The following is a 24,857-nucleotide window of genomic DNA, read 5'->3' on the forward strand; positions in this document are numbered from 1 at the left end:
TGGCAACTGATGGCATGCGGCGGTAGGCATGTATGCATGACAACAGCTGCCGCGTACGCCCTATCCGCATCCGACGGCGCGTTCGAGAAGGTGACGATCGAGCGCCGGGATCTCGGTCCGCGCGATGTCTTGATCGACATCAAGTACGCGGGCATCTGCCATTCCGACATTCACACCGCGCGCGACGAATGGGGTGGCACCAAGTACCCCTGCGTGCCGGGTCACGAGATCGCGGGCCTAGTCGCCGCGGTCGGCTCCGAGGTGAGCAAGTATCAGGTCGGCGACCGCGTCGGCGTCGGCTGCATGGTGAATTCCTGCGGTAAGTGCGGCCCGTGTCTGGCCGACGAGGAGCAGTACTGCACCCGCGGCGCCACCATGACCTACAACGCCAAGGTCGACCCGGCGGTCCAGGCCAACGGGTACACGATGGGCGGCTACTCCACCCAGATCGTGGTGACCGAGAACTTCGTCGTCGGCATTCCCGAGGGGATCGGGCTCGACCAGGCGGCGCCGCTGCTGTGCGCGGGCGTCACCCTGTTCTCGCCGCTGCGGCACTGGAACGCCGGGCCGGGCAAGAAGGTCGCCATCATCGGCATGGGCGGCCTCGGGCACGTCGGGGTGAAGATCGCATCGGCGCTCGGTGCCGAGGTCACCGTGCTCAGCCACTCGCTGAGCAAGCAGGAGGACGGCAAGCGGTTCGGCGCGAGCCACTACTACGCGACCAGCGATCGGGAGACCTTCCGCGAACTGCGCGGCCGGTTCGACCTGATCCTCAACACCGTCTCGGCCGATCTGCCGATCGATCACTACATGAAGCTGCTGAATCTCGACGGCACCCTGGTGATCCTCGGGCTTCCGGAAAGCCCGATGAGCGTCAAGCCGTTCACCCTCGCGGGCTTTCGGCGCTCGCTGGCCGGTTCATCGATCGGCGGCATCGCGCAAACCCAGGAGATGCTGAACTTCTGCGCCGAGCACGGCATCGGCGCGGAGATCGAGGTGATCTCGGCCGACGAGATCGACGGCGCCTACGACCGCGTGGTCGCCAGCGACGTCCGCTACCGCTTCGTCATCGACGTGTCCACCATCTAGCGCTTTGCGGGTTGACCGGTAGACCCGCCCCAGCGTGGGTACGTTGGCGATGTGGCCTCGGATGAAGACGACAACGCGACACGGCCCACCGATGTACCGGCGGTACCCGTCGGCGAGGCCGTGGTCACCGCGGAGATGACGACCGGTCCGCCGCCGTGGCTGTTGCGGGCGTTCCTGCTCGCCGCGGCGACGGTGGCCGGGCTGTTCGCTGGGTTCTGGATGCTGACCCGGTTGCAGGGTTTGCTTACCATTCTGCTGGTTTCGCTGTTCCTGGCGTTCGCGATCGAGCCCGCGGTGAACGCGCTCGCGCGACGGGGGATGAAGCGCGGACTCGCCACGGGGTTGGTGTTCCTCGTCTTGGCGGCGGTCGTCTTCGGATTCTTCTGGACGCTCGGGTCGTTGCTGATTGATCAGGTCACCACCCTGGTCAACAACGCGCCGCAGTATGCCGATCAAGGCATCGACTGGATCAACAGCACCTTCAAGACGCACCTGTCCGGAACCGACATCGAGAAGTACACCAGCAACTGGAGCAAGTATCTCGAGGGCGCGGCCGGAAACGCCTGGGACATCGGCACGCGGACGATCAGCGTGGTCTTCCAGTCCCTCGGCATCCTGCTGTTCACCTACTACTTCGCCGCCGACGGCCCGCGCTTCCGCAACGCCGTGTGCTCGCTGCTGCCGCCGCGTAAACAGCGACATGTGTTGCGCGCCTGGGATATCGCGGTGGAGAAGACCGGCGGCTACATCTACTCGCGCGGATTGCTCGCGCTCGCTTCGACATTGGCGCACTATGTCGCGTTGCGGGTGCTCGATGTGCCGTCGGCCTTCGCGCTCGCGCTGTGGGTCGGCGTTGTCTCGCAGTTCATTCCGACGGTCGGCACCTACCTGGCGGGTGCGCTGCCGATCATCGTCGCGCTGGTGCACAGTCCCTCGGACGCGCTGTGGGTGCTCGGCTTCATCGTGGTGTATCAGCAGTTCGAAAACTATGTGCTGCAACCGAGAATCACCGCGACCACCCTGGACATGCACCCCGCCGTCGCCTTCGGCGCGGTCTTGGCGGGCGCGGCGCTACTCGGCGCGACCGGTGCCCTGCTGGCTATTCCGGTCACCGCGACCGTGCAGGCCTTCGCCGGGGCCTACATCCGACGCTACGAGGTGCAGACCGATGTCGACCACGACGCCCCGCTGCCGCCACCACCGCCGAAGCCACATCGAAAATGGGCCCGCCAGTTGACCATTCGATTCATCGGAGCTGATCGGCCGAAGGGCGAGTAGCCGCGCACAAGCGGATCTGCTCGATCAGCGCCAGCGTGACCTTGCCCATTTGCGCGCGGCTGTGCTCCGCGGTGTCGTGCTCGACCTGGATGGTGAGCCGGTCGCCGACGGTGAACACGGTGAGCTTCGGCGGCATGCCCGGCCCCATGGCGAAGACGTCGTCGCGAACGTGCCGGACGCCCGCCGATGTCGAATATGCGGGCAGGCGACCGATATTGGACATGGCCAGGGTGGGCGGCGCGGCGAACGCGGCGGCCGTCGCCGGATCGGTGACGCGCTGGGCGGCCAGCAGGAATCGGCCCGCGTCGTGCCGTTCCGCGGCGGCCTGCATGCCTGCCGTCACCAGCAGGCCGAGACCGATCGGGCTGTGGTCCGGCTCGACCTCCGCGACGGTGCCGACGCCTGATGCGAAATTCAGCATGGTGTTCGCGGGCAGCGGCGGGTTCAGCTCGCCGCGGACGTCCACCGCGTGTCCGCAGATCATCGGCAGCGCACCGGCGTCCGGTTCGAGCTGCGCCCGGAATGCGACTAGCGCGGCGCCGGTGAGCAAGCTGTTGACCGAGATGCCTTGCGCACGAGCGGAATCGACCAGTGCCCTGGTCTCGGCGGCATCCAACTCGATGCGCCGCACCGCGAATCGCCCGAGCGGATCGTTGCCGTTGCCGTCCCTGTCGTAGGGCAGCTGACGCGGGGCCGCCGCCGGGTCGATCATCGTCACGCCCATGCGGGCGAGTTCCAGGAACTCGGCCACCTCGGCATCGGAAAACACCTCGGCGAGGCGGGTATCCATCGCCTCCGGCAACGACTGATCCGATTCACCCACCGGCAGTGGGCTTCCCGCGATGTGCGCGGTGTATCGCCGCCACAGCTCCGCGAGTAACGCGAAAGCCGAACGGCCATCGGAGATTCCGTGATGGATGATCAACACGAGCTGCTGACGCGCACCGGCGCGCAGGAGCTGGGCGCGGAACAACCCGTCGGTCCAATCGCGCGGGCCGTTCACCAACCGCAGATAGTCGGCCTCGTCGCCGTCCGCGATGTCCAGGCGCGGGCGGTAGTCGTCGTCGCGGTGGAAGTGCATCGTGCCGTCGGCAGTGGTCACCACCTTGCTGCGCAGCAGCGGATGGATGGCGGCCAGTTCGCCGAGTACCCGGCGCAGGGTCTCGGGGTCGATCGCACCGTGCACGGTGGAGCCGATGAACAGCGGCATGCCGCCGGTGGGCACGCTACCGAGCTTGGTATCCGTGCCGAAGAAGGTGGATTCGAAGGGGGATATAGGTCGCTGTGCGGTCATGACTCGACCATACGCACGTTTCAAACACTTGTCACAGACGAATGTTTGAAACGCTCGTCACAAACACACGTATGTCCTGCTGCTATCGTGCGGAGGTGGGAACCCGAGACGATCTCCTCGCCGCGGCCAAGCAGTGCCTGGCCGAGCGCGGCTACGCGCGCACCACCGTGCGCGATATCGTGGCCGCCTCCGGCACCAACCTGGCCGCGATCAACTACCACTTCGGCACCCGCGACAAGCTGCTCAGCCAGGCCATGCTGGAGTCGAGCGCGACCGCGGTGCAGGCGATCCTCGACTCGCTGCCCGCCGACGACACCGCCGATCCGGCCGCCCGGCTGCGCGCGTTTCTCCAGCAGCTGATCAACTCGTTCACCGAGGAACGGCTGCTCTGGTCCGCCAATATCGAGAGCTTCGTGCAGGCGCTGCACTCCCCCGAGCTGCGCACCGAACTCGGCACCGCGCAAGGCCAAGCGCGCCAGGCACTTTCGCACGTCTTCGACAGCGCGACGCCCGATCCCGCCGTCGGCGCGGTATTGCAGACGATGATCGGCGGACTGCTCATCCAATGGCTGATCGACCCGGCCAACGCACCCTCCGCCGAGACCATCGCCGCGGGCCTGCGCGCGCTGGCCGAGGGGCTCGCCGCCGCCTGACCGGTACCGGGCGACCATCCGGCGAACACGTCGCCCCGTGCTAACGTTCCCGCCCGTGCCGATCACCCATGCTGGAACGATGGCGATCTTGCTGGCGCTGGTGTCCATGTGCGCCACGCTGGTCGGTGGTTTCGTCGCGGTACGCATCGGCGACCGCAAACACCTGGTGCTCGGCCTGGCCGCCGGCGTGATGCTCGGCGTGGTCTTCTTCGACCTGCTGCCGGAGGCGCTGGAACAGTCCACTCAACATGTGCTCGGCGTGCCCGCCGCGTTGATCACCGCGGTGGGCGGGTTTCTCACCATCCACGTCATCGAGCGCGCGGTCGCCATCCACACCGGGCACGAGCAGGAATTCGGCACGCACACACACGGTTTCGAATCCGTCGGCCTACTTGCCGCGGCAGGCTTGATCTTTCACAGTCTGCTGGACGGCTTCGGCATCGGCCTCGGCTACCAGGCGGGCGCCACCGTCGGCGCCGCGGTCGCCATCGCGGTCATCTCGCACGACTTCGCCGACGGCTTCAACACTTTCACCATCTCGACCCTCTACGGCAACGCCCGCAAGCGGGCCCTGACGCTGCTCGCCCTAGACGCGATCGCCCCCGTCGTCGGCGCGGTACTCGGCAGCCTGATCCATGTCCCCGGCAGCGTGGTCGGCCTCTACCTCGGCTACTTCGCGGGTTTCCTGCTGTACCTGGCCACCGCCGACATCCTGCCCGAGGCGCACGCCGTACACCCGTCCCGCCTCACCCTCGCCTGCACCGTGGCGGGCGCGGCCCTCATGCTCGGCGTCGCCGCGTTGAACCACTGAGCCGTCAGAACACCGGCTGCGGCATCACCACCACCCGCCAGCCGTCCGGATCGGGAAAGGTCAAGCCCCCGTTGGCAACCCAGTACGGATTCGCCGCCGCCACCTGCTCGACACCGAACTCGGTGAGCCGCCGCGCAACATCGGACATCTGCGCCGCGTCGGAGAAGTAAAGCACCAGTAGGTTTTCCGCACTCGGCGCGGCACCGGGGCTACCGTCCACATGCGTCGTGAACTCCAGGTGGTATCCAGTACCCGGCAATCCGACCATCACGCCGCTGTAGCCCTCGTGGCCCTCGAATCGGAAGAGCTCACGCAGCCCGAGACCTTCGACGTAGAACCGCACCACCTCATCGAGTTGATCCGTCTGCCTGGCGATCCGAACCTGCGCCACCGGCAACGCATCGGGCCACGTGTCGTCTGTTCCCACATTCGACGATACGACACGGTCATCAGTAACCGAGGCGGGCTCGGTCATTCCTGCTCGCTTCCGCGTTCCGGTGTCCAGCCTTCGTATTCGGTGCCGGACAGGTCATCCCAGAATCGGCGATTTTCCTCGGTGCGCTCCTCGGTGGGTGGCTGGCCGTCGGTTTTTCGAACCTTTGCGTTGAATGCGTCGAATCCCTTTTGGACCTCGGCCTGTTCGGCGTCGGTCAATGGGGGGGCCGCGCCGGGCTCGCCGGGCTCGTAAAATATCTTGCCCGCTATTCTTCTCGGCATTTCCCGTGCTCCTTATTTCATACTTCGCGCATTTGGATAATGGTACGCCCGGTGTTCGGGTCGGTGTATCTGTTGCTGCATTGGAATGCCGTATTCGGCCGGAACAGCACCTCGGATTCTTTATATATATCGGGGGCGTAGTCCGAGATCTCTTTACCTGTTTTCGAAATATATTGAAATTCGACCGGGCCGCTGAATCGATTCACATTGGTAGACGTGCTGGTGAACGCTTCCTCTACGATCGTCTCGCCTTTTTGGTATCGGGCAAGTACTTCCGGGGGCAGGTCGGTGCGCCGGACCACGTATCCCTCATGATTGGGAAGATTGTCCAGTGCCTTGGTGATGCTGTCGATACGCGATTGCTGTGCTTCGGTGACCGAGCCTTCTCGTAGCCCGCGATTCAGCCCGTATCCAAGATTCGCGTAGTCATCGATCGCCGCCTGGTCGGCGGGGGAAAGGGTCGGTTTGACCGGCGCGACGGGCGGGTCGGGTTTGGGTTTGAGTTTCCCGCCCGGTGCGAGGCGTTCGCATTCGCGTTTGGCGCGTGCTAGATCCTGATCGAAGCGCACTCCGGCACTGATCTTGCGGTTGGTGCGCCATGTCTCGATGATGACGCGCATGGGGCGCGCGTAGCGGGCACAGATCGCGGCGGCACCGGCCAGGCCGATCGCGGCACCGGCCCCGAACGTGATGAACGAGGATGCGACCGAGATGGCGGCGGTGATCGCCAGTTCTTGGATGAGCGCGTCGCGCACCATCTCGAGCTGTTGTTTCAGCAGCTCACGCAGTTCATCGAGCGCGATGCGGTGATCGCGGCACGACTGCGCCAGCTCACCCATGGCTGTCAGGGTCGACTCCGCGGCCGCCTTCAGCGCGCGCAGATCCTCATCGATGAACGCTGCCTCTGGGGCGATCACGTCACCGAACGCGGCGGCCCCCGCCTCGAGGATCGCGGGGAATCCGGCCGCCCCGGCAGAGTTGCGCGCGCCGTCCCAGGTCAGCGCGGCGTTGCTGATCGTGGTGGCGTTGCCGTCGGGAACGGTCAGGCCGATCTTTTCGACCAGGCCGAGCCCCTCATCGACCAAGCCTTGACCGGGCCCACCGGCAGAGGGCAGCGGCACCCTGCACGCCAGTACCGGGTACATCGGGGCCGGGGGCTGGACAGGGGCCGGACCGGCGTCGATCGTCGCGCCGTGCTCGCCTAGGGCCCGCTGGTAGCCCATCTCGTTGAGCACGACCGCGTAGGCGTGCGCGGCCGTGGCCACCTTCTCGACCATTTTCAAGATCTCGGTCGCGCGCGCGTCGTAGGACTTGGCCCAGTCGATGGCGTCGCTGTAGCTGCCCGCCATGTGGTTCGCTTTTTCCAGCTCCGGCCAGCGCGCATCAACATCGGCCCACCAGGCCGCCGCACCCGCGGCCAGCTTGGTCGCGGTGTCGTAGTAAACGGCTGTATCGATATCGAGAACCGCTCCGGTCACTGCGTGCCCTGCCCACTACGGCCCAGCATCGACAGATTGGCCGCGGTCCCATCCTGGCAGGAGGCGTGCGCCGCTGCGGCCGCGACGCGCATCTTCGCCAAACCGTCGGCCATCGTCGCCGCGGCCGCGGTCCATTCGGCATGTGCGGCGGCGTGCGCGTCGGCCGCCGCGCCGTGCCAACTCCCTTGCACGGTGGCAATGCGCTGGTCGAGCTCGGCCAGCGAATCGGCCACGAACGAATTGAGCGCGGCCACCTTGGCCGTGACGGCGTCGAGGTGGTTCAGGTCGACGCGGTATTGGTAGGTCATTTGCACTGTCCCCCAACAGGTTCGGCGATCGGCGGGCTAGGGCAGGGTCAGTGAGCTTACCGTGTTGGCGGTGTCGATGTCGGTGGCCACGGTACGGTCGACCACGACACCGAGCAGATCGGCCATGTCCGCCAGGGCCTCGAACACCTCCACGGCACCGCGGTGCACCTCGTCCCAGGCGTTGGCGTAAGCGGTGGCCGCGGCACCGCGCCAGCTCGATTCGAGAGCATTGACCTCCGATGACGTGGTCCGGAGGCCGTTGATCAGGCTCTGGGCGGTGTTCTGCACATAGTGTCCGGCGGCGCTGACCTGCTCGGGTACGACCGTTAAGGTGCCTGGTGAAACCGCTGATGGTGTTGCTGTATCTGACATCGAACTCCTCAGGTGTCCCCTAAGCAGGTTGGTCTTGCCTACTCTGACGCACCAACCGGGCTGACGGTTCCATCTTGAAATGACGTCGTCCAACAACGGTCTATGCACAGCATCGCAGGCTAACCCCGTGCATAACAACGAAGGCCACCTTCCCGGAGGGAAGGCGGCCTTAGTCTTTCAGCTATCGAGCTCAGGGGCGTCCGGCGCGGGCGGCAGGTGCCTGCTCGCGGGTCGCGCGAGTCCGGGGCGCTCCGCCACGAACGGAACGAGTAGCCGGGCGGCCTGCGTTGTCGAAGCCATGGGCCGCGGCACCATTCGCGCCACGTCCATTCCGGCTACGCGGCTGTCCACCGGCAGCGTGCGGCGCGGCGTCAGCCGCACCACGTCCACCGCGACCACCGCGAGCGGCATCATCCGTGCCACGCGCGGCGCGGGTACGCGGCTGTCCACCGGCTGCGGCGCCGTCGCGCGGACCACGCTCGCCACGGCTACGTACTTGCCCGGCGGGCGCGCCGTAGCGACGATCGCCACCGGCGCGTCGGTTGCGGTTGCCCTGGGTGTCGGCGTTCGAGCTGACGGGCACCGCGCTGGGCGCGACCCGCGGCGCGACGGTGCCGACCAGCACCGTCACCGGTGCCGAATCGGCGGTGACCCGCTGGGAGGGGACATTGATATTGGCCTTGCGCAGCAGTGCCGCGACGTCCCGGCGCTGCTCGGGCAGCACGACGGTGACGACGTCACCGGAGCTGCCCGCGCGAGCGGTACGCCCGGAGCGATGCAGGTAAGCCTTGTGCTCGGCGGGCGGATCGACGTGCACGACCAGCTCGACGTCGTCGACGTGCACGCCACGAGCCGCGATATCGGTCGCGACGAGCACCCGGGCCGAGCCGTTGGTGAAGGCGGCCAGGTTGCGGTCGCGGGCGACCTGCGACAGGTTGCCGTGCAGGTCCGTCGCGGGAATGCCGACCATGGACAGTTGCTTGGCGAGCTTGCGGGCCTGGTGCTTGGTGCGCATGAACAGGATCCGGCGTCCGGATCCGGCGGCGAGGGTCTCCACCAGGATCCGCTTGGCTTCGGCGCCACCGACCTCGAAGACGTGGTGGGTCATCGCGGGCACCGGCGAGTCCGCCGTGTCGACGGAGTGGTTGGCCGGGTTGCGCATGAACTGCTTGACCAGCTTGTTGACGCCGTTGTCCAGCGTCGCCGAGAACAGCAGCCGCTGGCCGCCGCTCGGGGTCGCCGCGAGGATGCGGGTGACCGCGGGCAGGAAGCCGAGGTCGGCCATGTGGTCGGCCTCGTCCAGCACGGTGATCTGCACGTCCTGCAGCGAGACCACACGCTGACGCATCAGGTCCTCGAGCCGGCCGGGGCAGGCGACGACGATATCGACACCGGCCGAGAACGCCTTGGCCTGCCGATGCTGGGAGACGCCACCCATGATGGTGGTCACCTTCAGCCCGGCGGCGGTGGCCATCGGCTCGAGCGCGGCGGCGATCTGGGTCGCCAGCTCACGGGTCGGCGCGAGGATCAGGCCGCGGGGACGGCGGCCGGGCCGCTGCTCGCCACCGGCGAGGCGGTCGACCATGGGGATGGAGAAGGCGAGCGTCTTGCCGCTACCCGTCTTGCCGCGCGCGAGCACGTCGCGACCGGCCAGGGTGTCGGGCAGCGTAGCCGCCTGGATGGGGAAAGGAGCGGTGATGCCGCTCGCCGTGAGGGCGCCGACCAGCTTCGCGCCGACTCCGAGAGCGGCGAACGACGTGGTGGGGGCAGAGCTCGAAACAGGGCTTGTCATATGTGGTGGGTGTGCCTTCCAGGCATCGGGGTGTACCCCAGCGCTGCGCAGGATTGTGGTCCGTGCGTTCGGTGTTATGACACCCAGCTGAGGCGCCGACGCGAAAGGTAAGACATCCACGACGGATCGAGAGGGAGCGTGAAGATCAACGCTTGCCTTTGGTAACTCTACCGCAACCTGACGTATTCCTCGCCTTCAGACCGAGAGGTCCGCAAGTGGGTTACATCACCACGCCCCGGACGAGGCATAACTGCCACTGTCGCACGGGCCACACATCGCCACCACTCGCCGACCCGACAACACGGCCCGAACGAAAACCGCCCCCTGCGAAAACAGGGGGGCGGCCAACGTAGTTCGCTTACTCGCTGTCGAGCGCGCGTCTGCGCACCCGGCGCGCCGCGGCGACCAGATTGCGCAACGACGGCTCCAGCTGCCAGTAGTGCCGCGTCTTCAGCCCACCGTCCGGATTCGCCCATAGTCGGTCCGGCGTGATGGCTTCCGCTGCGGCGGTGAGCAATTCGTCCAGCTCGTCGATGTCCGGGATGCGCGCGGACCGGCTCTCGTACACACCGGGGCCGACGCCGTGACTCAGCCCGTGATCGGTGCCGCTGTCCGCCTTGAGCGCCTTGACCACCCACTCGATCGAGCGGGTCGCCACGATCGCGGTGACGTCGCAGTCGAGCTCCTCGATCGCCTCGACCACCTCGGCCCGGCCGGAATACCCAATGTGCGTGTGGATCTGGGTTTCCGGCTTGACCCCGGAGGTGGCCAGCCGGAACGCGCCGACCGCCCAGCGCAGGTACTCCGCCCGGCCCTCCGGCCGCAGCGGCAGCATCTCGCGCAGCGCGGGCTCATCGACCTGGATGATCGCGATGCCCGCCTTCTCCAGGTCCGCCACCTCGTCGCGGATGGCCAGGGCCACCTGGTCCGCGGTCTCGTGCAGCGGCAGGTCCTGCCGGACGAACGAACGGGCGAGCATGGTGACCGGCCCGGTGACCATGCCCTTGACCGGCTTGTCGGTCAACGACTGGGCGTAGCTGATCCACTCCACCGACATCGGCGCGGGCCGCGACACGTCGCCGTAGATGATCGGCGGTCGCACGCATCGCGATCCGTACACCTGCACCCAGCCGAAGTGGGTGGTCGCGAAGCCGTCGAGCAGCTCGGCGAAGTACTGGATCATGTCGTTGCGCTCGTGCTCGCCGTGCACCAGCACGTCGAGGCCGATGTCCTCCTGCAACCGGATCGTCGCCTCGATCTCGGCTTCGATCCGCTTCTTGTAGTCGTCGAAGGGCAGTCGGCCCTGCCCGAGCTCGTAGCGCGCCTGCCGAATCTTGTTGGTCTGCGGGAACGAACCGAGCGTGGTCGCGGGCACCGGCGGCAGGTTCAGCCTGGCCTGCTGGGCCGTGCGGCGCTGCGCGTAGGGCTCGCGTTCGCGCATATCCGGCGTGACCGCGTAAACCCGTTGCCGCACTGCGTGCTTCTGCTTGAAGTGCACCTCGGTCGGCCGCTTGCGCCAGCTCTCCGACGGGCCGTCGGTGAGTGCCTTGGCGAGCGAAACCACCTCGCCCACCTTCTGTTTCGCGAAGGCGAGCCGGTCGGCCACGTTGCCGAGGATGTCGTACTCGATGAGCAGGTCGTAGGGCACGTGCAGCAGCGTGGTGCCGGTCGAGACGACCAGGTCCGGGCACACCTGCGCGAGCCGGTTCAGGTACTCGAGCGTGACGTAACGGTCGGCCCGCCAGACGTTTTGACCGCTGATCACACCGGCGTACAGACGCTTGCGACGAATGCCGGGGATCTCCGCGAGGTCCTCCGGGGAGATGCGGTAGCTGGACAGGTCGAGGCCGATCGCCTCCACATTGCTGGCCGCCAGGATCCGCAGCGCCTCACCGAAATCGCCGTACTGGCCGGTGACGAGCATCCGCGGCCGCAGCGGCGCCTTCGAAAGTCGTTGGTAGGCAGCCTCGAACGCGGCCAGCTCAGCGGGCGTGCGCTCGCTGGTGAACGCGGGCTCGTCCAGCTGCACGCAGGTCGAGCCGCGCTTGGCCAGGATCTCCAACAGCTGCTCGTACGCGGGGAGCAACTTGTCGAGCAGCTTCAGCGTGTCGAACTCGTCCTGACCGGGAATCTGGCCCGCCTTGGAGAGCAACAACAGCGACAGCGGGCCGAGCACGACCGGCCGCAGCTCGATGCCGCGTTCCTTGGCCCGGTCGAATTCGTCGAGCAGCGCCTCGGGGTGCAGCGAGAATTCGCTGTCGGCATCCAATTCCGGCTGCCGGTAGTGATAGTTGGTGCCGAAGAACCGCACCAGTTCCAGCGGCGGCACGTCCGGATTGCCGCGCGCCATCAGGAAATAGAAATCCAGCGGGTCGAGCTCGTCGCGATACTGCTCGAACCGCTTGGGCACGGCGCCGAACAGCAGGGCGTTGTCCAGCACGTGGTCGTAGAACGAGAAGGTGTTGCCGGGGACCTGGGTCAACCCGGTGGCGGCGAGTTCGTTGAACTGCCGTTCCTGAATGTCACGGCCCACCGCGAGCAATTCGTCGCGGGGAATCGCTCCGCGCCAATAGGCCTCGAGTGCCCGCTTGAGTTCTCGATGCGGCCCGATTCGCGGGTAGCCGAGGATGCTCGACCCGTAGCCGTCGGTCACGTTCACCATGAGCGCGCTGCTCCCTTCGATGGCTGTGCGGCGCCCACTAGGAACAATGGACGCCGCACGCTAAGCGCCTGGGTTGAATCGAAACGAGCTCAGGCCCGGTTGTACTGGTAGAAACCCGCGCCGGTCTTCTTGCCGAGCAACCCGGCTTCGACCATACGCATCAGCAGCGGCGGAGCGGAGTACAGCGGCTCCTTGAATTCCTGGTACATCGAGTCGGCGATCGACTTGACCGTGTCCAGGCCGACCAGGTCGGTCAGCGCCAGCGGGCCCATCGGGTGCGCGCAGCCGAGCACCATCGCCTTGTCGACGTCGTCCTTGGTGGCGAAGCCCGACTCGACCATCCGGATGGCCGAGAGCAGGTACGGCACCAGCAGCGCGTTCACCACGAAACCGGAGCGGTCGGCCGAGCGGACGACCTGCTTGTCCAGCACGTCACCGGCGAACGCCTCGGCGCGCTTGGACACGTCCTCGCTGGTCTTCAGCGTGGTGACCAGCTCGACCAGCGGCAGCACCGGCACCGGGTTGAAGAAGTGCATGCCGACCACGCGCTCGGGCTGGGTGGTGGCGACCGCGATCTTCATGATCGGGATGGAGGAGGTGTTGGAGGCCAGCACGGCGGCCGGGTCGGTGACGACCTTGTCCAGCTCGGCGAAGATGGCGGTCTTCACCTTCTCGTCCTCGAGCACCGCCTCGACCACCAGCTGGCGGTCGGCGAAGTCGCTCAGGTCGGAGGTGAACCGCAGTCGCCAGGCGGCCTGCTCGCGCTCCCGCTCGGTGATCTTGCCGCTGCTGACGCCGCGGTCGAGGGAGCGAAGAATGCGTGAGCGGCCTGCTGCGGCCAGCTCCCTGGTCTGCTCGAAAACAAGCACGTCGACGTGCGCCCTCGCACACACCTCCGCGATTCCGGCACCCATCTGTCCGGCACCGATGATGCCGACGCGTTGAATCTTCTCGCTGCTCACGTCCCGCTCCTGCTGTTGGTCTGGCTAGTCGGTGGCTGGAGGGGGTGTGCTCTGGTGTGAGCGGCCCCTCGATGGTCCAAGGTATAGGGATGCCCTCCCCGCTGGGGCTGTTCAGCGGGGAGGGCGGTACACCCCTACAGGGGGCTCTATCTGATTTGCGGCGCATACGGCACCGCGTGTTCGCGGCCCCTGGGTGTCTCGCGTCCGAGTGGCCGAAACTAGCGCCTGCGGCGCATGCGCTTCGGCCACTCGGACGCGAGACGGGCCGCGAACGGCGCTCGTAAGAATCGCGCGTGGGTGGTGGATTGTGGTCGACGCTGCGGTCAACTCAATCAACTCCCAATCAGTGGAACTGACCTTCTTCGGTGGAGCCCTTCAGCGCTGCCGTCGAGGTGTTCGGGTCGACGGTGGTGGCGATGGTGTCGAAGTAGCCGGCACCGACCTCACGCTGGTGCTTGACGGCGGTGAAGCCACGCTCGGAAGCAGCCTTGAACTCGCGCTCCTGCAGGTCGACGAAGGCGGTCATGCCCTCGCGGGCATAGCCGTAGGCCAGGTCGAACATGCCGTAGTTGAGCGAGTGGAAGCCTGCGAGGGTGATGAACTGGAACTTGAAGCCCATCGCGCCGAGCTCACGCTGGAACTTCGCGATGGTCGCGTCGTCCAGGTGGGCCTTCCAGTTGAAGGACGGCGAGCAGTTGTAGGCCAGCAGCTGGTCCGGGAACTCGCCACGGACGGACTCGGCGAACTTGCGCGCGACCTCGAGGTCCGGCACGCCGGTCTCCATCCAGATGAGGTCGGAGTACGGGGCGTAGGCCTTGGCCCGCGCGATGCAGGGGTCGATGCCGTTCTTCACACCGTAGAAGCCCTCGGCGGTACGGGTGCCGTCCAGGAACTCCCGGTCGCGCTCGTCCACGTCGGAGGTGATCAGGGTGGCGGCCTCGGCGTCGGTGCGGGCGATGATCACCGACGGCACGTCGGCGACGTCGGCGGCCAGACGCGCGGAGGTCAGCGTGCGGATGTGCTGCTGGGTCGGGATCAGCACCTTGCCACCGAGGTGGCCGCACTTCTTCTCCGAGGCGAGCTGGTCTTCCCAGTGCACGCCCGCGGCGCCGGCCGCGATCATGGCCTTCTGCAGCTCGTAGGCGTTCAGCGCGCCACCGAAGCCGGCCTCGGCGTCGGCGACGATCGGGGCGAGCCAGTTCTTGACCGAATCGTCGCCCTCGACCTTGGCGATCTCGTCGGCACGAAGCAGCGCGTTGTTGATGCGACGCACGACGCTCGGGACCGAGTTGGCCGGGTAGAGGCTCTGGTCCGGGTAGGTGTGGCCGGACAGGTTCGCGTCACCGGCGACCTGCCAACCGGACAGGTAGATGGCCTTCAGGCCGGCGCGGACCTGCTGGACCGCCTGGTTGCCGGTGAGGGCGCCCAGCGAGTTGATGTAGTCCTCGTTGTTCACGAGATCCCAGAGGATCTCCGAACCGCGGCGAGCAAGAGTTGCCTCTTCGACGACGGTGCCCTGGAGCTTCGACACCTGCTCGGCGGTGTAGTTACGGGTGACGCCCTTCCAGCGGGGATTGGTGTCCCAATCCTGCTGGATTTCCGCAGCGGTCTTCGGGGTGCCGGCGTTCGACATCTCTGACTCCACTTCCTCGTTTTAAGTCGATTGCCCCACGGCCGAGCGGTGAAACAGCTCGAACTGCTGGAGCGGCAATTTGCAGGCTTGCTAGGCCCATGGGGTGTACTTCCACACGATTGCACAATGCGAAATGGCCGTCTACCTGTTGCTAATGTGAATCTAAGCTAGGTTTCGATCCCCGTTTGCTAACTCTGCGAAATTTGCGAGCAAATTGCAAAGATGGAACCTACCGGCAAGTAGCCCTGACATGCGGTTTTAGCGTAACGCTCGTACTGTTAGAGATCGGCGGGCCATCGGCCATCGTGTCGGCCATCCATTCCGGGTTGTGAGGACGTTCACAAGTCCGGGCAAGTGCCGCCCGTGTGGCCTACGCCACCCGCGCGTGGGCGGCGGGTGCGGCTTCGGGCAGACTGGGTCGAATCTGAACTTGGACATGCGTCCGGCTCCCCTCGGGAAGCCCGCACTGCGCACCCGGACAGGAGATCCCATGCGGAAATCGGTCATCGCCACGGCGTTCACCCTCGCCTGCACCGCCGGCCTGTTGAATCTGCCCGTCGCGACGGCCGCGCCCGCGGGCACGATCGAGTCGGTCGCGCCGCTGGCGCCGGTCGCCACGCCACCGGGCGCGGTGAATTCGACCCGCATTCTGTACAGCTCGACCACGGCCAACGACGTGCCGACCACCGCGAGCGCGGCCGTCTACTTCCCGCCGGGCGCGCCGCCGCCGGGTGGCTGGCCGGTCATCGCGTGGGCGCACGGCACCGTCGGCCTCGGCGACGACTGCGCGTACAGCATCGCCGGGCCGGGCGCGGTCGAACGGGACTGGGCCTACCTCGGCACCTGGCTACAGCAGGGCTACGCGATCGTGGCCGCCGATTACGCCGGACTCGGCACGCCGGGTGAGCATCCCTATCTCAACGGGGTCGTCGAGGCGCACAACGTGGTCGACGCGGTGAAAGCGGCGACCGAGCAGTACTCGTCGCTGGCCAAGGAGTGGGTGGTGGTCGGCCAGTCACAGGGCGGCGGCGCGGCCGTCTATACCGCGCGCTACGCCACTGAATTCGGTGGTCCGGGACTCGACTACCGCGGCGCGGTCGGCACCGGTGTACCTGCCTATATCGAGGACATTCTGGTACCGCTCGGCCCGAATATGCCGCCGGTGAAACTCAGCCCGCACAGCACGGGTTACGTGCTCTACATCCTCAACGGGCTGCGCACCACGTACCCGGAGTTGAACATCGAGTCCTACCTCACCGACGCGGGCCGCTCGTGGCTGGCCAAGGCGCGCGAGGAGTGCCTCGTTCCGCTCGGCGACGAGCTCGGCGCAGGCGGCGTGGTGGTCGGCAACCTGTTCAGCAAGCCGCTGGCGCAGATCCCCGATCTGCACGGACTGCTCACCCGCTATCTCGGACTGCCCGAATCCGGCTACGACAAGCCGGTGTTCATGGGCCAGGGGCTGCGCGACACCGACGTCATCACGCCGGAGACGCTGCGGTTCGCGGCCGTGCTGAAGGCGAACGGGCAGCCGGTGCAGCTGCACACATACCCCGACGACCACAGCGGGACGGTCAACGCGTCGCTGCCGGACTCGATCCCGTTCGTGCGTGGTCTGTTCGGCTGATCCCCCACCGGACGAGGGTGCGGCCGGTTCCCCGAAACCGGCCGCGCATTGCGGCTAGCCGGACAGGCTGCTGAGCGTGCAGGTCAGCTGGGCGAGGGGGTGGATCACGCCGGTGCAGTCCTTGGCGACCGATTCAGCCGGGGTGGACGGCTCGAGCCGAATCGTGTCGGCCATGGCGGCACCGCTACCGACCAGGGTTGCGGCGCCGATCAGGGCGGCGACGGCGATTCCACGTAATGCGAACATTCAGAACTCCTCGTGCATCGGGTAGACGGCCGAACCCAAATCGGCGATCATCCGCATGGCATGACCCGAATTATGTTGTCCCTCAACTGAGTCGGCCGAGGTTCAGGTGATCTTCACCGGATGGACCTTGCGCCAGTGTTCGGCGATGTCGATGCGGCGGGTGATCCAGACCTGATCGTGGGATTGGACGTGGTCGAGGAAGCGCTCCAGCGCGGCGGTCCTGGCCGGGCGGCCGACGATGCGGCAGTGCAGGCCGATCGACAGCATCTTCGGATTGCCTTCCGCGCCTTCGCGATACAGCACGTCGAAGGCGTCACGCAGGTGCGCGAAGAACTGCTCGCCCGTCGGGAAGCCCGCGGACGAGGCGAAGCGCATGTCGTTGGTGTCCAGGGTGTAGGGCACCACCAGATGATCCTTGCCGTGCACCGTGACCCAGTAGGGCAGGTCGTCGGCGTAGGAGTCCGAGTCGTAGACGAAGCCGCCGTGCTCGACCACCAGCTCGCGGGTGTTCGGGGAGTCGCGGCCGGTGTACCAGCCCAGCGGTGCCGCGCCGGTGAGTTCGGTGAGGATGCGCACCGCCTCGGCCATGTCCGCGCGCTCGGTGTCCCGATCGGTCAGCTGGTAGGACTTCCAGCGCAGGCCGTGGCTGGCGATCTCGTGGCCGAGTTCCCGGAAAGCGGCCACCGCCTCCGGGTTTCGCTGCATCGCGTGCGCGACGGCGAAGATGGTCAGCGGCAGGCCGCGGCGCTCGAAGACGCGCAGCACCCGCCACAGTCCGGCGCGGGAACCGTACTCGTAGAGCGACTCCATGCTCATGTGCCGGTTCGGAAAGGCTTGTGCCGGAGTCATTTCCGAGAGGAAGGTCTCCGACGCCGGGTCGCCGTCGAGGACGTTGTTCTCGCCGCCCTCCTCGTAGTTCAGCACGAATTGCACGGCGATCCGCGCACCGCCCGGCCACTGCGGGTCGGGCGGCGTCGGGCCGTAGCCGATGAATTCGCGGGCAGGCTCGTAGGGTTCGCTCATGCCTCCGCCTCGCTAGCGCTCGGCTCCGGCATGCGCGAGGCGCACTGGCACACGATTCGCTCGCTGCGCTCGCTCATCCGCCGAGTTCTCCGTAGAGCCGCAGCCGGGCGAGGCCACCGTCGGGGTAGATGTCCAAGCGGACCTCCTCCACCGAGGCCGCGACCGGCGTGATCGCGAACTGGTGCCTGGTGTCGGGCAAAAGCTCGGTGCGCGGCAGCAATTCGAGCTCGGTGCCGTCGTTGGTGCGGCCGGTGAGCCGGGCGGCACCGGGGCTGTTGCCGAGGAAGTAGGAGGTGTCGATCTCGGCGAGCCGGATCAGGCCGGGTCCGGCGAGCCGGATGCGCACCCAGTCGTTGCCGTCGTCGCGGCGGCGCGCGGTCTCCCAGCCGTCGCCCATCTTCCGGGCCAGGCCGGGGTACAGCAACTGGTTCGGTGAGCTGTAGAAGCGGTTGGAGCAATCCAGCACCAGCGCACCGTTTTCCAGCGCCGCCAGGTCGAGCGGTCCGAGGCCGAGCAGACGCGGATCGGGGCTGCCCTCGCCATGTACCCGCAGCCGAGCCACGCCGCCATCCGGATGCATGGTGAGTTTGACGTGGGTCCACCGTCGTTCGCTGTCGACCGCGAACGGGTTACGGCTGTCCCCCTCGACCGGCGCGTGATCGATCAGGGTCTCCCAATCATCACGTGCGGCAATGCTTTCGGCCGTCGGATAGTCCACCACCTCCAGCGCGGACACCGAGACCGCGGGCGGATAGTTGCCCTTGAACCAGGCCGTGTCGACCACGATGCCGCGGATCACGCCGGGCACGCCCAGTCGCACGATGGCGGAGTCGTCGCCGGGTCGTCCACGGTGCCTGCGGGTTTCCCAGCCGTCGTAGACCTGACCCTTGTGCCCGAAGGTCGAGGGTTGATACTCGGCCGGGCCCGGGTTGACCAGATTCTCCTTCTCCGCGAAGAACTCGTCGTTGGCCCAGATGACCGAACCGCCGAGCGGGCGGACCGCAAGGTCGGGCAGCAGTGTGAACTCTGGCTGGTCGGTCACGACCGCACCTCCTGGGGAATCGGCGAACGCGTGACCAGCGCACGCAATACCGCCGGCGACAACTCGGGCGCTCGGGCGGCGAGGTCTTCGGCGGTGCGCGCGCCGCACTCGACACCGCGTAAAACGGTGGACGCCAAGGCTTCCGCGGTGGCGGGCTCGTCCATGACACCGCCCGACCGACGGTCCAGGTAGGCCTGCAATCGCGGAACGGCCACGTCGATTGCCTGCCGGAAGAAGTCGTAGGTCGCCAGCCATCGGGTGATCAGATGGCCGGGGTGCATATCCCACCCCTGGTAGTAGCCGCGTTGCAGCGACCGGCTGACCAGGCGATGGTGATTGCGCAACGCCGCTTCCGGTTCGCTGTCGGGGACGATCTGCGTGGAGCCGTCACACACCCACACGCCGGTCTGCGCCGCGGCGACCTGCATGACCGCCTTCGCGTAATCCGCGGCCGGGTGATCGAGGGCCTGATCCGGCGCGGCGACACCACACGCGGCGGTGTAGTCGTAGGTGCCGAAATGCAATGCGCTGCAACGTCCGTCGGCCAGCCCGAGCATGCGCGCGATCGGCGCGGTGCCGTCGGCGGCGATGATCGCCTGCGGGCTCTCGATCTGCAGCTCGAAGCGCAGTGTGCCCGCGGCGAGACCGTAGCCGTTCTCCAGTCCTTCGCACAACGCGACCAGTGCTGGAACCTGCTCCGCCGCACGGATCTTGGGCACGGTGAAGACGAATCCCGCAGGCACGTCGACCATGGCCGCCAGCACCAGTTCGAGGGTGCGCAGGGTGCGGTTGCGTTCGCCGATCGCCAAACCCTTGGTCCGGATGCCGTAGCTCTGCGGGCGGTACGGCGTGTACGCCCAGGTGGCCAGCACCGCACCCGCCGCGGTTGCCGCCTCGTCCTCTTCCGAATCGGTGCGGAACCCGTAACCGTCCTCGAAGTCGATGCGCAGATCTTGAATCGGATCGTGCTCCAGGCGCTTGCGCACATCGGGCAGCGATCCGGTCGAATCCAGCTCGGCCAGCAGGTCGTAATGGCGGTCGAGCAATTCGATCGCCGCCGCACCCCATACAGGTGGCGTGTCCTCGCGAATCCGGTCGGCCGGAACATACGCCGTGTGAATCGGCTGTGCTCGTCCGTCCGGTCCCGGGTAGCGCGTGCGCAGCTCGGCATCGACGGTGTCCAGCATCGCGTCGATCCCCGCGCGGACATTCTCCGGCAACTGCGTCCGATTGGCGTCGTTCGCCGGACCTCCGTGGTTACGCAAGCTGCCTCCTCCGGTCCTGAGGCTCACGACGCTCGGTCACCGCTGGTCTCCTTCCTGCATGGACCGCCAGATCCGATCGGCGGTCATCGGCAGCCGATCCGGCCGCACCCCGACAGCATCCCGTATCGCGTTCGCCAAGGCGGGGGCGACCGGGTTGTACGGGGATTCACTCATCGACTTGGCGCCGAGCGGGCCGAACTCGTCGGCGGTGTCGGCGAAGTACACCTCGGTGCGCGGGACGTCGGCGAACTGCGGAATGTGGTAATGCCGCAGCGACTGGGTGGTGACGACGCCGAGTTCGCTGCGCATGTCCTCGTAGAGCGCCGTGCCGATGGCCTGCGCGACGCCGCCCTCCACCTGACCGCGGCACTGCACCGGATTGAGCACGGTCCCAGCGTCGGCGGCTTGGATCGATTGGAGGATGCGCAGCGAGCCGGTGTCCGGGTGCACGGCGACGCGGAAGGCGTGCACATTGAAGCTCACCGATCTAGGGGTGCCCGAGTGCTCCCCGTGCGCGGTCAGCTCGCCGTCGGCCAGCAGTTCGGTGACACCGAATATCTGGTCGCCGCAACGGACTCCGTCGGATTCCAGCACGCAATCGCGCTCGGGTAACCCCGCCAGCTTCGCCGCTCTGGCCAGCAGCAGTCTGCGTAATTCGAGCGCCGCCGCGTAGGTTGCCTTGCCCGCCACCACGATTCCGGTGGAGCCGAACGCGCCGGTGTCGTGTCCGATCAGGTCGGTGTCGGATTGCCGGACCACGATGCGCGCGGCATCGGTTTCCAATGCGGAGGCCACGAGCTGGGCGTGCACGGTGGTGGTGCCGTTGCCGAATTCCGCGGTGCCGACGCGGAGCTCGTACCGGCCGTCGGGCAGGAGGGTGATCGTGGCGTCCGCCGCGTGTCCGCGCGGCGGGATGGTCGCGATCATCGCCACCGCCATACCCGTGCCGACCCGCCATTCCGGCCCTGGGGCCGGTACTCCGTTGCCCCGCAAGAGCGCTCGTTCGACCAGGTCGATGCACTGGTCGAGGCCGTAGCTGCCGAACGTCAGGTCGCTCTCGTCCACTTCGGCGCCGACGAACTCGTCGCCGGGCACCACCACATTGCGTCGCCGGAATTCGAACGGGTCGATGCCGAGCTCGCGCGCGAGATCGTCCAGCGCCGACTCGATTCCGAAGATGACCTGCCCCAGGCCGTAGCCGCGGAACGCGCCGGAGGGAATGTTGTTGGTGTACACGGCCTGCGCGTCCACCCGCTTGTTGGCGCAGCGGTAGACGCCCACCGATTCCCCGACGCCGTGGAACATCACGCCGACACTGTGATTGCCGTACGCGCCCGCATCGGCGAGCACGTCGACCACCAGCGCGGTCAGCACGCCGTCCGCGTCGGCGCCCGCGGTCACCTCGACCCGCATCGGATGACGGCAAGTGGCGGAGGCGAATTCGTCGGCCCGCGTGAATTCGTACTGCACCGGCCGCCCGGTCCGCAGCACCGCCAACGCGATCAGATCCTCGGCCAGCATCTCCTGCTTGGCGCCGAACCCGCCACCGACCCGGGTGGCGAACACCCGCACCTGCTCGCGCCGCAGCCCGAACACCTGACACAGCTCGTCCCGCACCAGGAACGGCACCTGCGTGCTGCACCGAATGACCAGCCTGTCGTCCGCGTCGAGCCAGCCGATTCCGCCATGGGTCTCCAGGTGCACATGCTGTCCGCGCGGCGAATGCCACACGCCGTGTACCACTTTCGCCGCCGCGGCCAGACCGGTCGCCACATCGCCGACCTCGCCGTGCACCTCGGCGATCAGGTTGCGCTCGGCGTCCGCGATTCGCGCCGAATCCGGTTTCTCCCCATGTAGTTTCGGTGCGTCCGGGGCCAGCGCCGCGGCCGGATCGAACACCGCGGGCAACACCTCGTACTCGACCCGCAACGCGCGGCACCCTGCTCGCGCGGCGGCCGAACTTTCCGCGACCACCGCGGCGACCCGCTGCCCGACGAAACGCATTGTCCGATCGAGCACATAGGTGTCGTCCGGATCATCGGCTCGCAACTCGTGCCGTGCGGTGGAAAACGCCACCTCGGGCGCGTCCGCGTAGGTGAGCACCGCGTGCACGCCGGGCAGCGCCTCGGCAGCCGATGTATCGATGGACACGATGCGCGCATGCGCGTGTGGACTCGGCAGTACCGCGATGTGCAGCGGTGCGGTGGGCGGCGAAACCTCCAGCTCTCCAGGCGAACTCGCGTCTATCGGGCCCGTCCGCGCTGTGCCTGCGCCGGGCCGGATATCGAAGGTGAACGGCTCCATCCCGCGCACGATCCGCGGCCCAGCGGGTGCGCCGACGCCACTACCGGCTCGCCCGGCGACCGCACTGTCCGAACCGCCACTGCCCGAGCGCGTTCCGGCGGATACCACCCCACTCTGGTCAGCGGCGTCAGCTCGCCCACCGGTCAGCGCCTCGGCGATCGATCGATAACCCGTGCAGCGGCACAGGTTTCCCTTCATCAGCTCCGCCAACTCGGCGTCGGAGCGATCAGCCGTAGCGAACGAACTCGGCACCGCGGCGGCCGACGAGAGAGCACCATCTGGCACGGCACCGTCGACCGGCACCGTGGCGGCATCAGAACCTGACGACTCGCCCCGCAGGTCCGTGCAACGGGCAGCGTCGCCGCGTGACGCCGCCGCTGATCCATCCGCAGCGGTACCGCAACCTGGGCCAGCGGCAGTCACGACCGTCTCCGCCTCTTCACCTGGCAGGTGTGAGTTGTCGGCAGCATCGCTGTATGAGGCAGCCGCCGATCCATTCGCGGAGGTACCGCAGCCGAGGCCTGCGGCGGTCACCACCATTCCCGCTGTACAGAAACCACATTGGAAGGCGGCATTCTCGACGAATCGGCGCTGCACCGGGTGCGGTTCATCGGCGGTGCCCAACCCGGCCGCAGTAGTGATCGCGCGATCGGCAGCGCGGTGGGCCGGAATCAGGCAGGAGTGCACGGTCATTCCGTCGACCTGTACCGAGCAGGCTCCGCAATCTCCTGTGTCACAACCTTTTTTGACAGACAGGGTGCCTTGCTCGCGAAGCAAGGTGCGCAGGCATTGACCTGGTCGCGGTTCGGCTTCGACTGGTCGGCCGTCGACTTCGAACTTCATAGTCGCACCTCATCAGGGGCGCGTAGCTCAGCGGCCACCTCGCGAGCGAGGACGCCGGTGACGTGTCGACGCCAGTCGGGTGCACCGTGCGGGTCGTCGAACCATAGCGACGGATCGATCCCGGCGACCTCCGCATCGATCTCTGCATCACTCGGCGCCGCAGCGAAATCCAGCACGACGGGCCTGCCGGTGGCACCGCTAATGGTGACCACGCACCGACCATCCGGATCGCGCCGCCCCATCACCACAGATCCCGACCGACCGAGCGGCGCGAGCGCCACCTTCCGGAAACTGGTGTGCGCCAGCAGACTCGACGTCGGCACAGTGATCGACCGCACCACCTCACCGGGCAACAACACATTGGCCCCCGGCCCGAGCACGAACTCTCGCAACGGAATCCGACGATCCACGCCATCCGGCCCCCACACCAGCGCGACCCCATCGAGGGCAACCAGCGAAGCGAGCACCCCACCAGCGGGCAGCGACAAACAGACGTTTCCGCCCACCGTCGCGGTACGCCAGATCTTGTGCGACGCAAGCAATGCCCGGCACCCCTGCGCGAACAACCTTGTCCCCGGCCACTCTTCACGCAACACCGCCGCACCGAGCTCACGCCCAGGCACCGAACCCGCAAATTCCGCCAGCGTGCAGGTAGCCGCGATCTCCAGCCCGTCCGGCACCACGGCCAATGCGGGCCAGCCGAGCGCGGTGATGTCGACCAACCGGTCCAGATGGTTCTGCGGCTCGGAGAAGAGAAAGGTCCCGCCCGCGAGCACCGCGCACGAACCGCCGACTGCGCCGAGGTCCGCCCGCTCCCGCGCCGACACCACCTCCCGGATCGTGTCCAGGTCCACGTCTCACCTCACTCCGCTGCATTTGCGGCCACCCTAGGAGCGGGGAGTTGCCGCGATGTTGCACAACTTCCGCCCCAGATTGCGCGGCCGTTACCTGGCCGGCGTCCGACCGGCCTACTCCACTCCCTCGGATCGCCCGCGCGCCCCGCGACACTCGACGTCCGTCCTGTCCGACTCCATCCAGTCAGAGGCGGCTCTGTTCCAGTATCCCGCATAGCCCCTGAACTGGCCCAATGCTGATTCAATACCTGCCGGTCTATTTTCTGCGGCTCTCCCGCGCAAGCACTGAAACCAGCGCGGCGACAGGACGCGAACGCGCCCTTCGCGCAACACGCCGAGCCCCCGGTCCACGACGCGCTCTCGACACGCGAGATCGAGCACGTCACACACTCGACAACCGGGCGGCTGCCGGATTAATGTCCATCGCGGCCCGCCCTGTGTGACATTTCCCACGCATACGCGGGCCATCCCTTACTGATGTGTGCCACCGACGGCCCCGCTGTCGGCGGCCCATGTCCCGACGCGGAAGGGCCACCGATAAACGCCAACCAGCGGGCGGCGACAGCCGACCACGAGTTGCCAGCGCCCCGCTCCGAGGACACACCGT

General features: G+C 67.2%; 21 protein-coding genes. 5 read left to right on the forward strand and 16 right to left on the reverse strand.

The genetic code is table 11. The features are described from left to right. Positions 1 to 36 precede the first annotated feature (36 nt). Together ACQPW1_RS45580 and ACQPW1_RS45585 are read left to right on the forward strand one after the other, a co-directional pair. Positions 37 to 1,089: an NAD(P)-dependent alcohol dehydrogenase gene (locus ACQPW1_RS45580; protein ID WP_433659924.1), complete on the forward strand. Its 1,053-nt coding sequence runs from the start codon at positions 37 to 39 to the stop codon at positions 1,087 to 1,089. Positions 1,090 to 1,140: 51 nt separating this feature from the next. Beyond that, positions 1,141 to 2,367, forward strand: a complete 1,227-nt coding sequence (locus ACQPW1_RS45585; protein WP_433659926.1) for an AI-2E family transporter — start codon at positions 1,141 to 1,143, stop codon at positions 2,365 to 2,367. Here the strand turns inward: ACQPW1_RS45585 and ACQPW1_RS45590 are convergent. Beyond that, on the reverse strand, positions 2,336 to 3,661 hold the full coding sequence (locus tag ACQPW1_RS45590; RefSeq protein WP_433659927.1) for a phthiocerol/phthiodiolone dimycocerosyl transferase family protein: 1,326 nt from the start codon (positions 3,659 to 3,661) through the stop codon (positions 2,336 to 2,338). The genes ACQPW1_RS45585 and ACQPW1_RS45590 overlap by 32 nt on opposite strands. 95 nt (positions 3,662 to 3,756) lie before the next feature. Here ACQPW1_RS45590 and ACQPW1_RS45595 point away from each other — a divergent pair, with 95 nt between their 5' ends. Next, positions 3,757 to 4,314, forward strand: a complete 558-nt coding sequence (locus tag ACQPW1_RS45595) for a TetR/AcrR family transcriptional regulator (protein ID WP_433659928.1) — start codon at positions 3,757 to 3,759, stop codon at positions 4,312 to 4,314. A gap of 79 nt (positions 4,315 to 4,393) precedes the next feature. Next, entirely contained in the window at positions 4,394 to 5,125 is a 732-nt protein-coding gene (locus tag ACQPW1_RS45600; RefSeq protein ID WP_433659929.1) for a ZIP family metal transporter, read from the forward strand. A gap of 4 nt (positions 5,126 to 5,129) precedes the next feature. Here the strand turns inward: ACQPW1_RS45600 and ACQPW1_RS45605 are convergent, their stop codons facing one another. The 9 genes from ACQPW1_RS45605 to aceA form a co-directional block, all read right to left on the reverse strand. After that, complete coding sequence (locus ACQPW1_RS45605) at positions 5,130 to 5,552, reverse strand: VOC family protein (protein ID WP_433659930.1); 423 nt, start codon at positions 5,550 to 5,552, stop codon at positions 5,130 to 5,132. Between the two features lie 44 nt (positions 5,553 to 5,596). Beyond that, the gene (locus ACQPW1_RS45610) at positions 5,597 to 5,842 is read right to left on the reverse strand and encodes a hypothetical protein (RefSeq protein ID WP_433659931.1); all 246 of its coding nucleotides are present in this window, start codon (positions 5,840 to 5,842) and stop codon (positions 5,597 to 5,599) included. A 17-nt stretch (positions 5,843 to 5,859) separates the two neighbouring features. Continuing rightward, the gene (locus tag ACQPW1_RS45615) at positions 5,860 to 7,320 is read right to left on the reverse strand and encodes an ADP-ribosyltransferase (RefSeq protein ID WP_433659932.1); all 1,461 of its coding nucleotides are present in this window, start codon (positions 7,318 to 7,320) and stop codon (positions 5,860 to 5,862) included. Further along, entirely contained in the window at positions 7,317 to 7,628 is a 312-nt protein-coding gene (locus ACQPW1_RS45620) for a WXG100 family type VII secretion target (RefSeq protein ID WP_433659933.1), read from the reverse strand. Before ACQPW1_RS45620 ends, ACQPW1_RS45615 begins: the two co-directional genes overlap by 4 nt. Before the next feature lie 36 nt (positions 7,629 to 7,664). Continuing rightward, positions 7,665 to 8,000: a WXG100 family type VII secretion target gene (locus tag ACQPW1_RS45625; protein ID WP_433659934.1), complete on the reverse strand. Its 336-nt coding sequence runs from the start codon at positions 7,998 to 8,000 to the stop codon at positions 7,665 to 7,667. Positions 8,001 to 8,190: 190 nt separating this feature from the next. Next, on the reverse strand, positions 8,191 to 9,792 hold the full coding sequence (locus tag ACQPW1_RS45630) for a DEAD/DEAH box helicase (protein WP_433659935.1): 1,602 nt from the start codon (positions 9,790 to 9,792) through the stop codon (positions 8,191 to 8,193). Positions 9,793 to 10,150: 358 nt separating this feature from the next. Beyond that, a complete protein-coding gene (metE, locus tag ACQPW1_RS45635) occupies positions 10,151 to 12,454 on the reverse strand; it encodes a 5-methyltetrahydropteroyltriglutamate--homocysteine S-methyltransferase (RefSeq protein ID WP_433659936.1) in 2,304 nt (767 codons plus the stop codon). 89 nt (positions 12,455 to 12,543) lie between these two features. After that, positions 12,544 to 13,416, reverse strand: a complete 873-nt coding sequence (locus ACQPW1_RS45640; RefSeq protein WP_396991390.1) for a 3-hydroxybutyryl-CoA dehydrogenase — start codon at positions 13,414 to 13,416, stop codon at positions 12,544 to 12,546. A 343-nt stretch (positions 13,417 to 13,759) separates the two neighbouring features. Next, a complete protein-coding gene (gene aceA, locus ACQPW1_RS45645; protein ID WP_433659937.1) occupies positions 13,760 to 15,049 on the reverse strand; it encodes an isocitrate lyase in 1,290 nt (429 codons plus the stop codon). Positions 15,050 to 15,539: 490 nt separating this feature from the next. On the opposite strand from aceA, the gene ACQPW1_RS45650 reads away from it, so the two are divergent. Further along, positions 15,540 to 16,673 (forward strand): lipase family protein, encoded by a 1,134-nt coding sequence (locus ACQPW1_RS45650; RefSeq protein WP_433659938.1) that lies wholly within the window; start codon positions 15,540 to 15,542, stop codon positions 16,671 to 16,673. Between the two features lie 54 nt (positions 16,674 to 16,727). Here the strand turns inward: ACQPW1_RS45650 and ACQPW1_RS45655 are convergent, their stop codons facing one another. From ACQPW1_RS45655 to ACQPW1_RS45680, 6 genes are all read right to left on the reverse strand, one after another. Next, on the reverse strand, positions 16,728 to 16,919 hold the full coding sequence (locus ACQPW1_RS45655) for a hypothetical protein (RefSeq protein WP_433659939.1): 192 nt from the start codon (positions 16,917 to 16,919) through the stop codon (positions 16,728 to 16,730). Positions 16,920 to 17,021: 102 nt separating this feature from the next. Further along, on the reverse strand, positions 17,022 to 17,942 hold the full coding sequence (puuE, locus tag ACQPW1_RS45660; RefSeq protein ID WP_433659940.1) for an allantoinase PuuE: 921 nt from the start codon (positions 17,940 to 17,942) through the stop codon (positions 17,022 to 17,024). 73 nt (positions 17,943 to 18,015) lie between these two features. Next, the gene (gene alc, locus ACQPW1_RS45665) at positions 18,016 to 18,984 is read right to left on the reverse strand and encodes an allantoicase (RefSeq protein WP_433659941.1); all 969 of its coding nucleotides are present in this window, start codon (positions 18,982 to 18,984) and stop codon (positions 18,016 to 18,018) included. After that, positions 18,981 to 20,171: a DUF6986 family protein gene (locus ACQPW1_RS45670; protein WP_433665533.1), complete on the reverse strand. Its 1,191-nt coding sequence runs from the start codon at positions 20,169 to 20,171 to the stop codon at positions 18,981 to 18,983. The genes alc and ACQPW1_RS45670 overlap by 4 nt, the downstream gene beginning before the upstream one ends. A gap of 114 nt (positions 20,172 to 20,285) precedes the next feature. Further along, positions 20,286 to 23,396, reverse strand: a complete 3,111-nt coding sequence (locus tag ACQPW1_RS45675) for a molybdopterin-dependent oxidoreductase (RefSeq protein ID WP_433659943.1) — start codon at positions 23,394 to 23,396, stop codon at positions 20,286 to 20,288. Next, positions 23,393 to 24,250 (reverse strand): FAD binding domain-containing protein, encoded by an 858-nt coding sequence (locus ACQPW1_RS45680; protein WP_433659945.1) that lies wholly within the window; start codon positions 24,248 to 24,250, stop codon positions 23,393 to 23,395. Before ACQPW1_RS45680 ends, ACQPW1_RS45675 begins: the two co-directional genes overlap by 4 nt. Positions 24,251 to 24,857: the final 607 nt, after the last annotated feature.

It is taken from the genome of Nocardia sp. CA-128927 (assembly GCF_050955855.1).
Lineage (GTDB): Bacteria > Actinomycetota > Actinomycetes > Mycobacteriales > Mycobacteriaceae > Nocardia.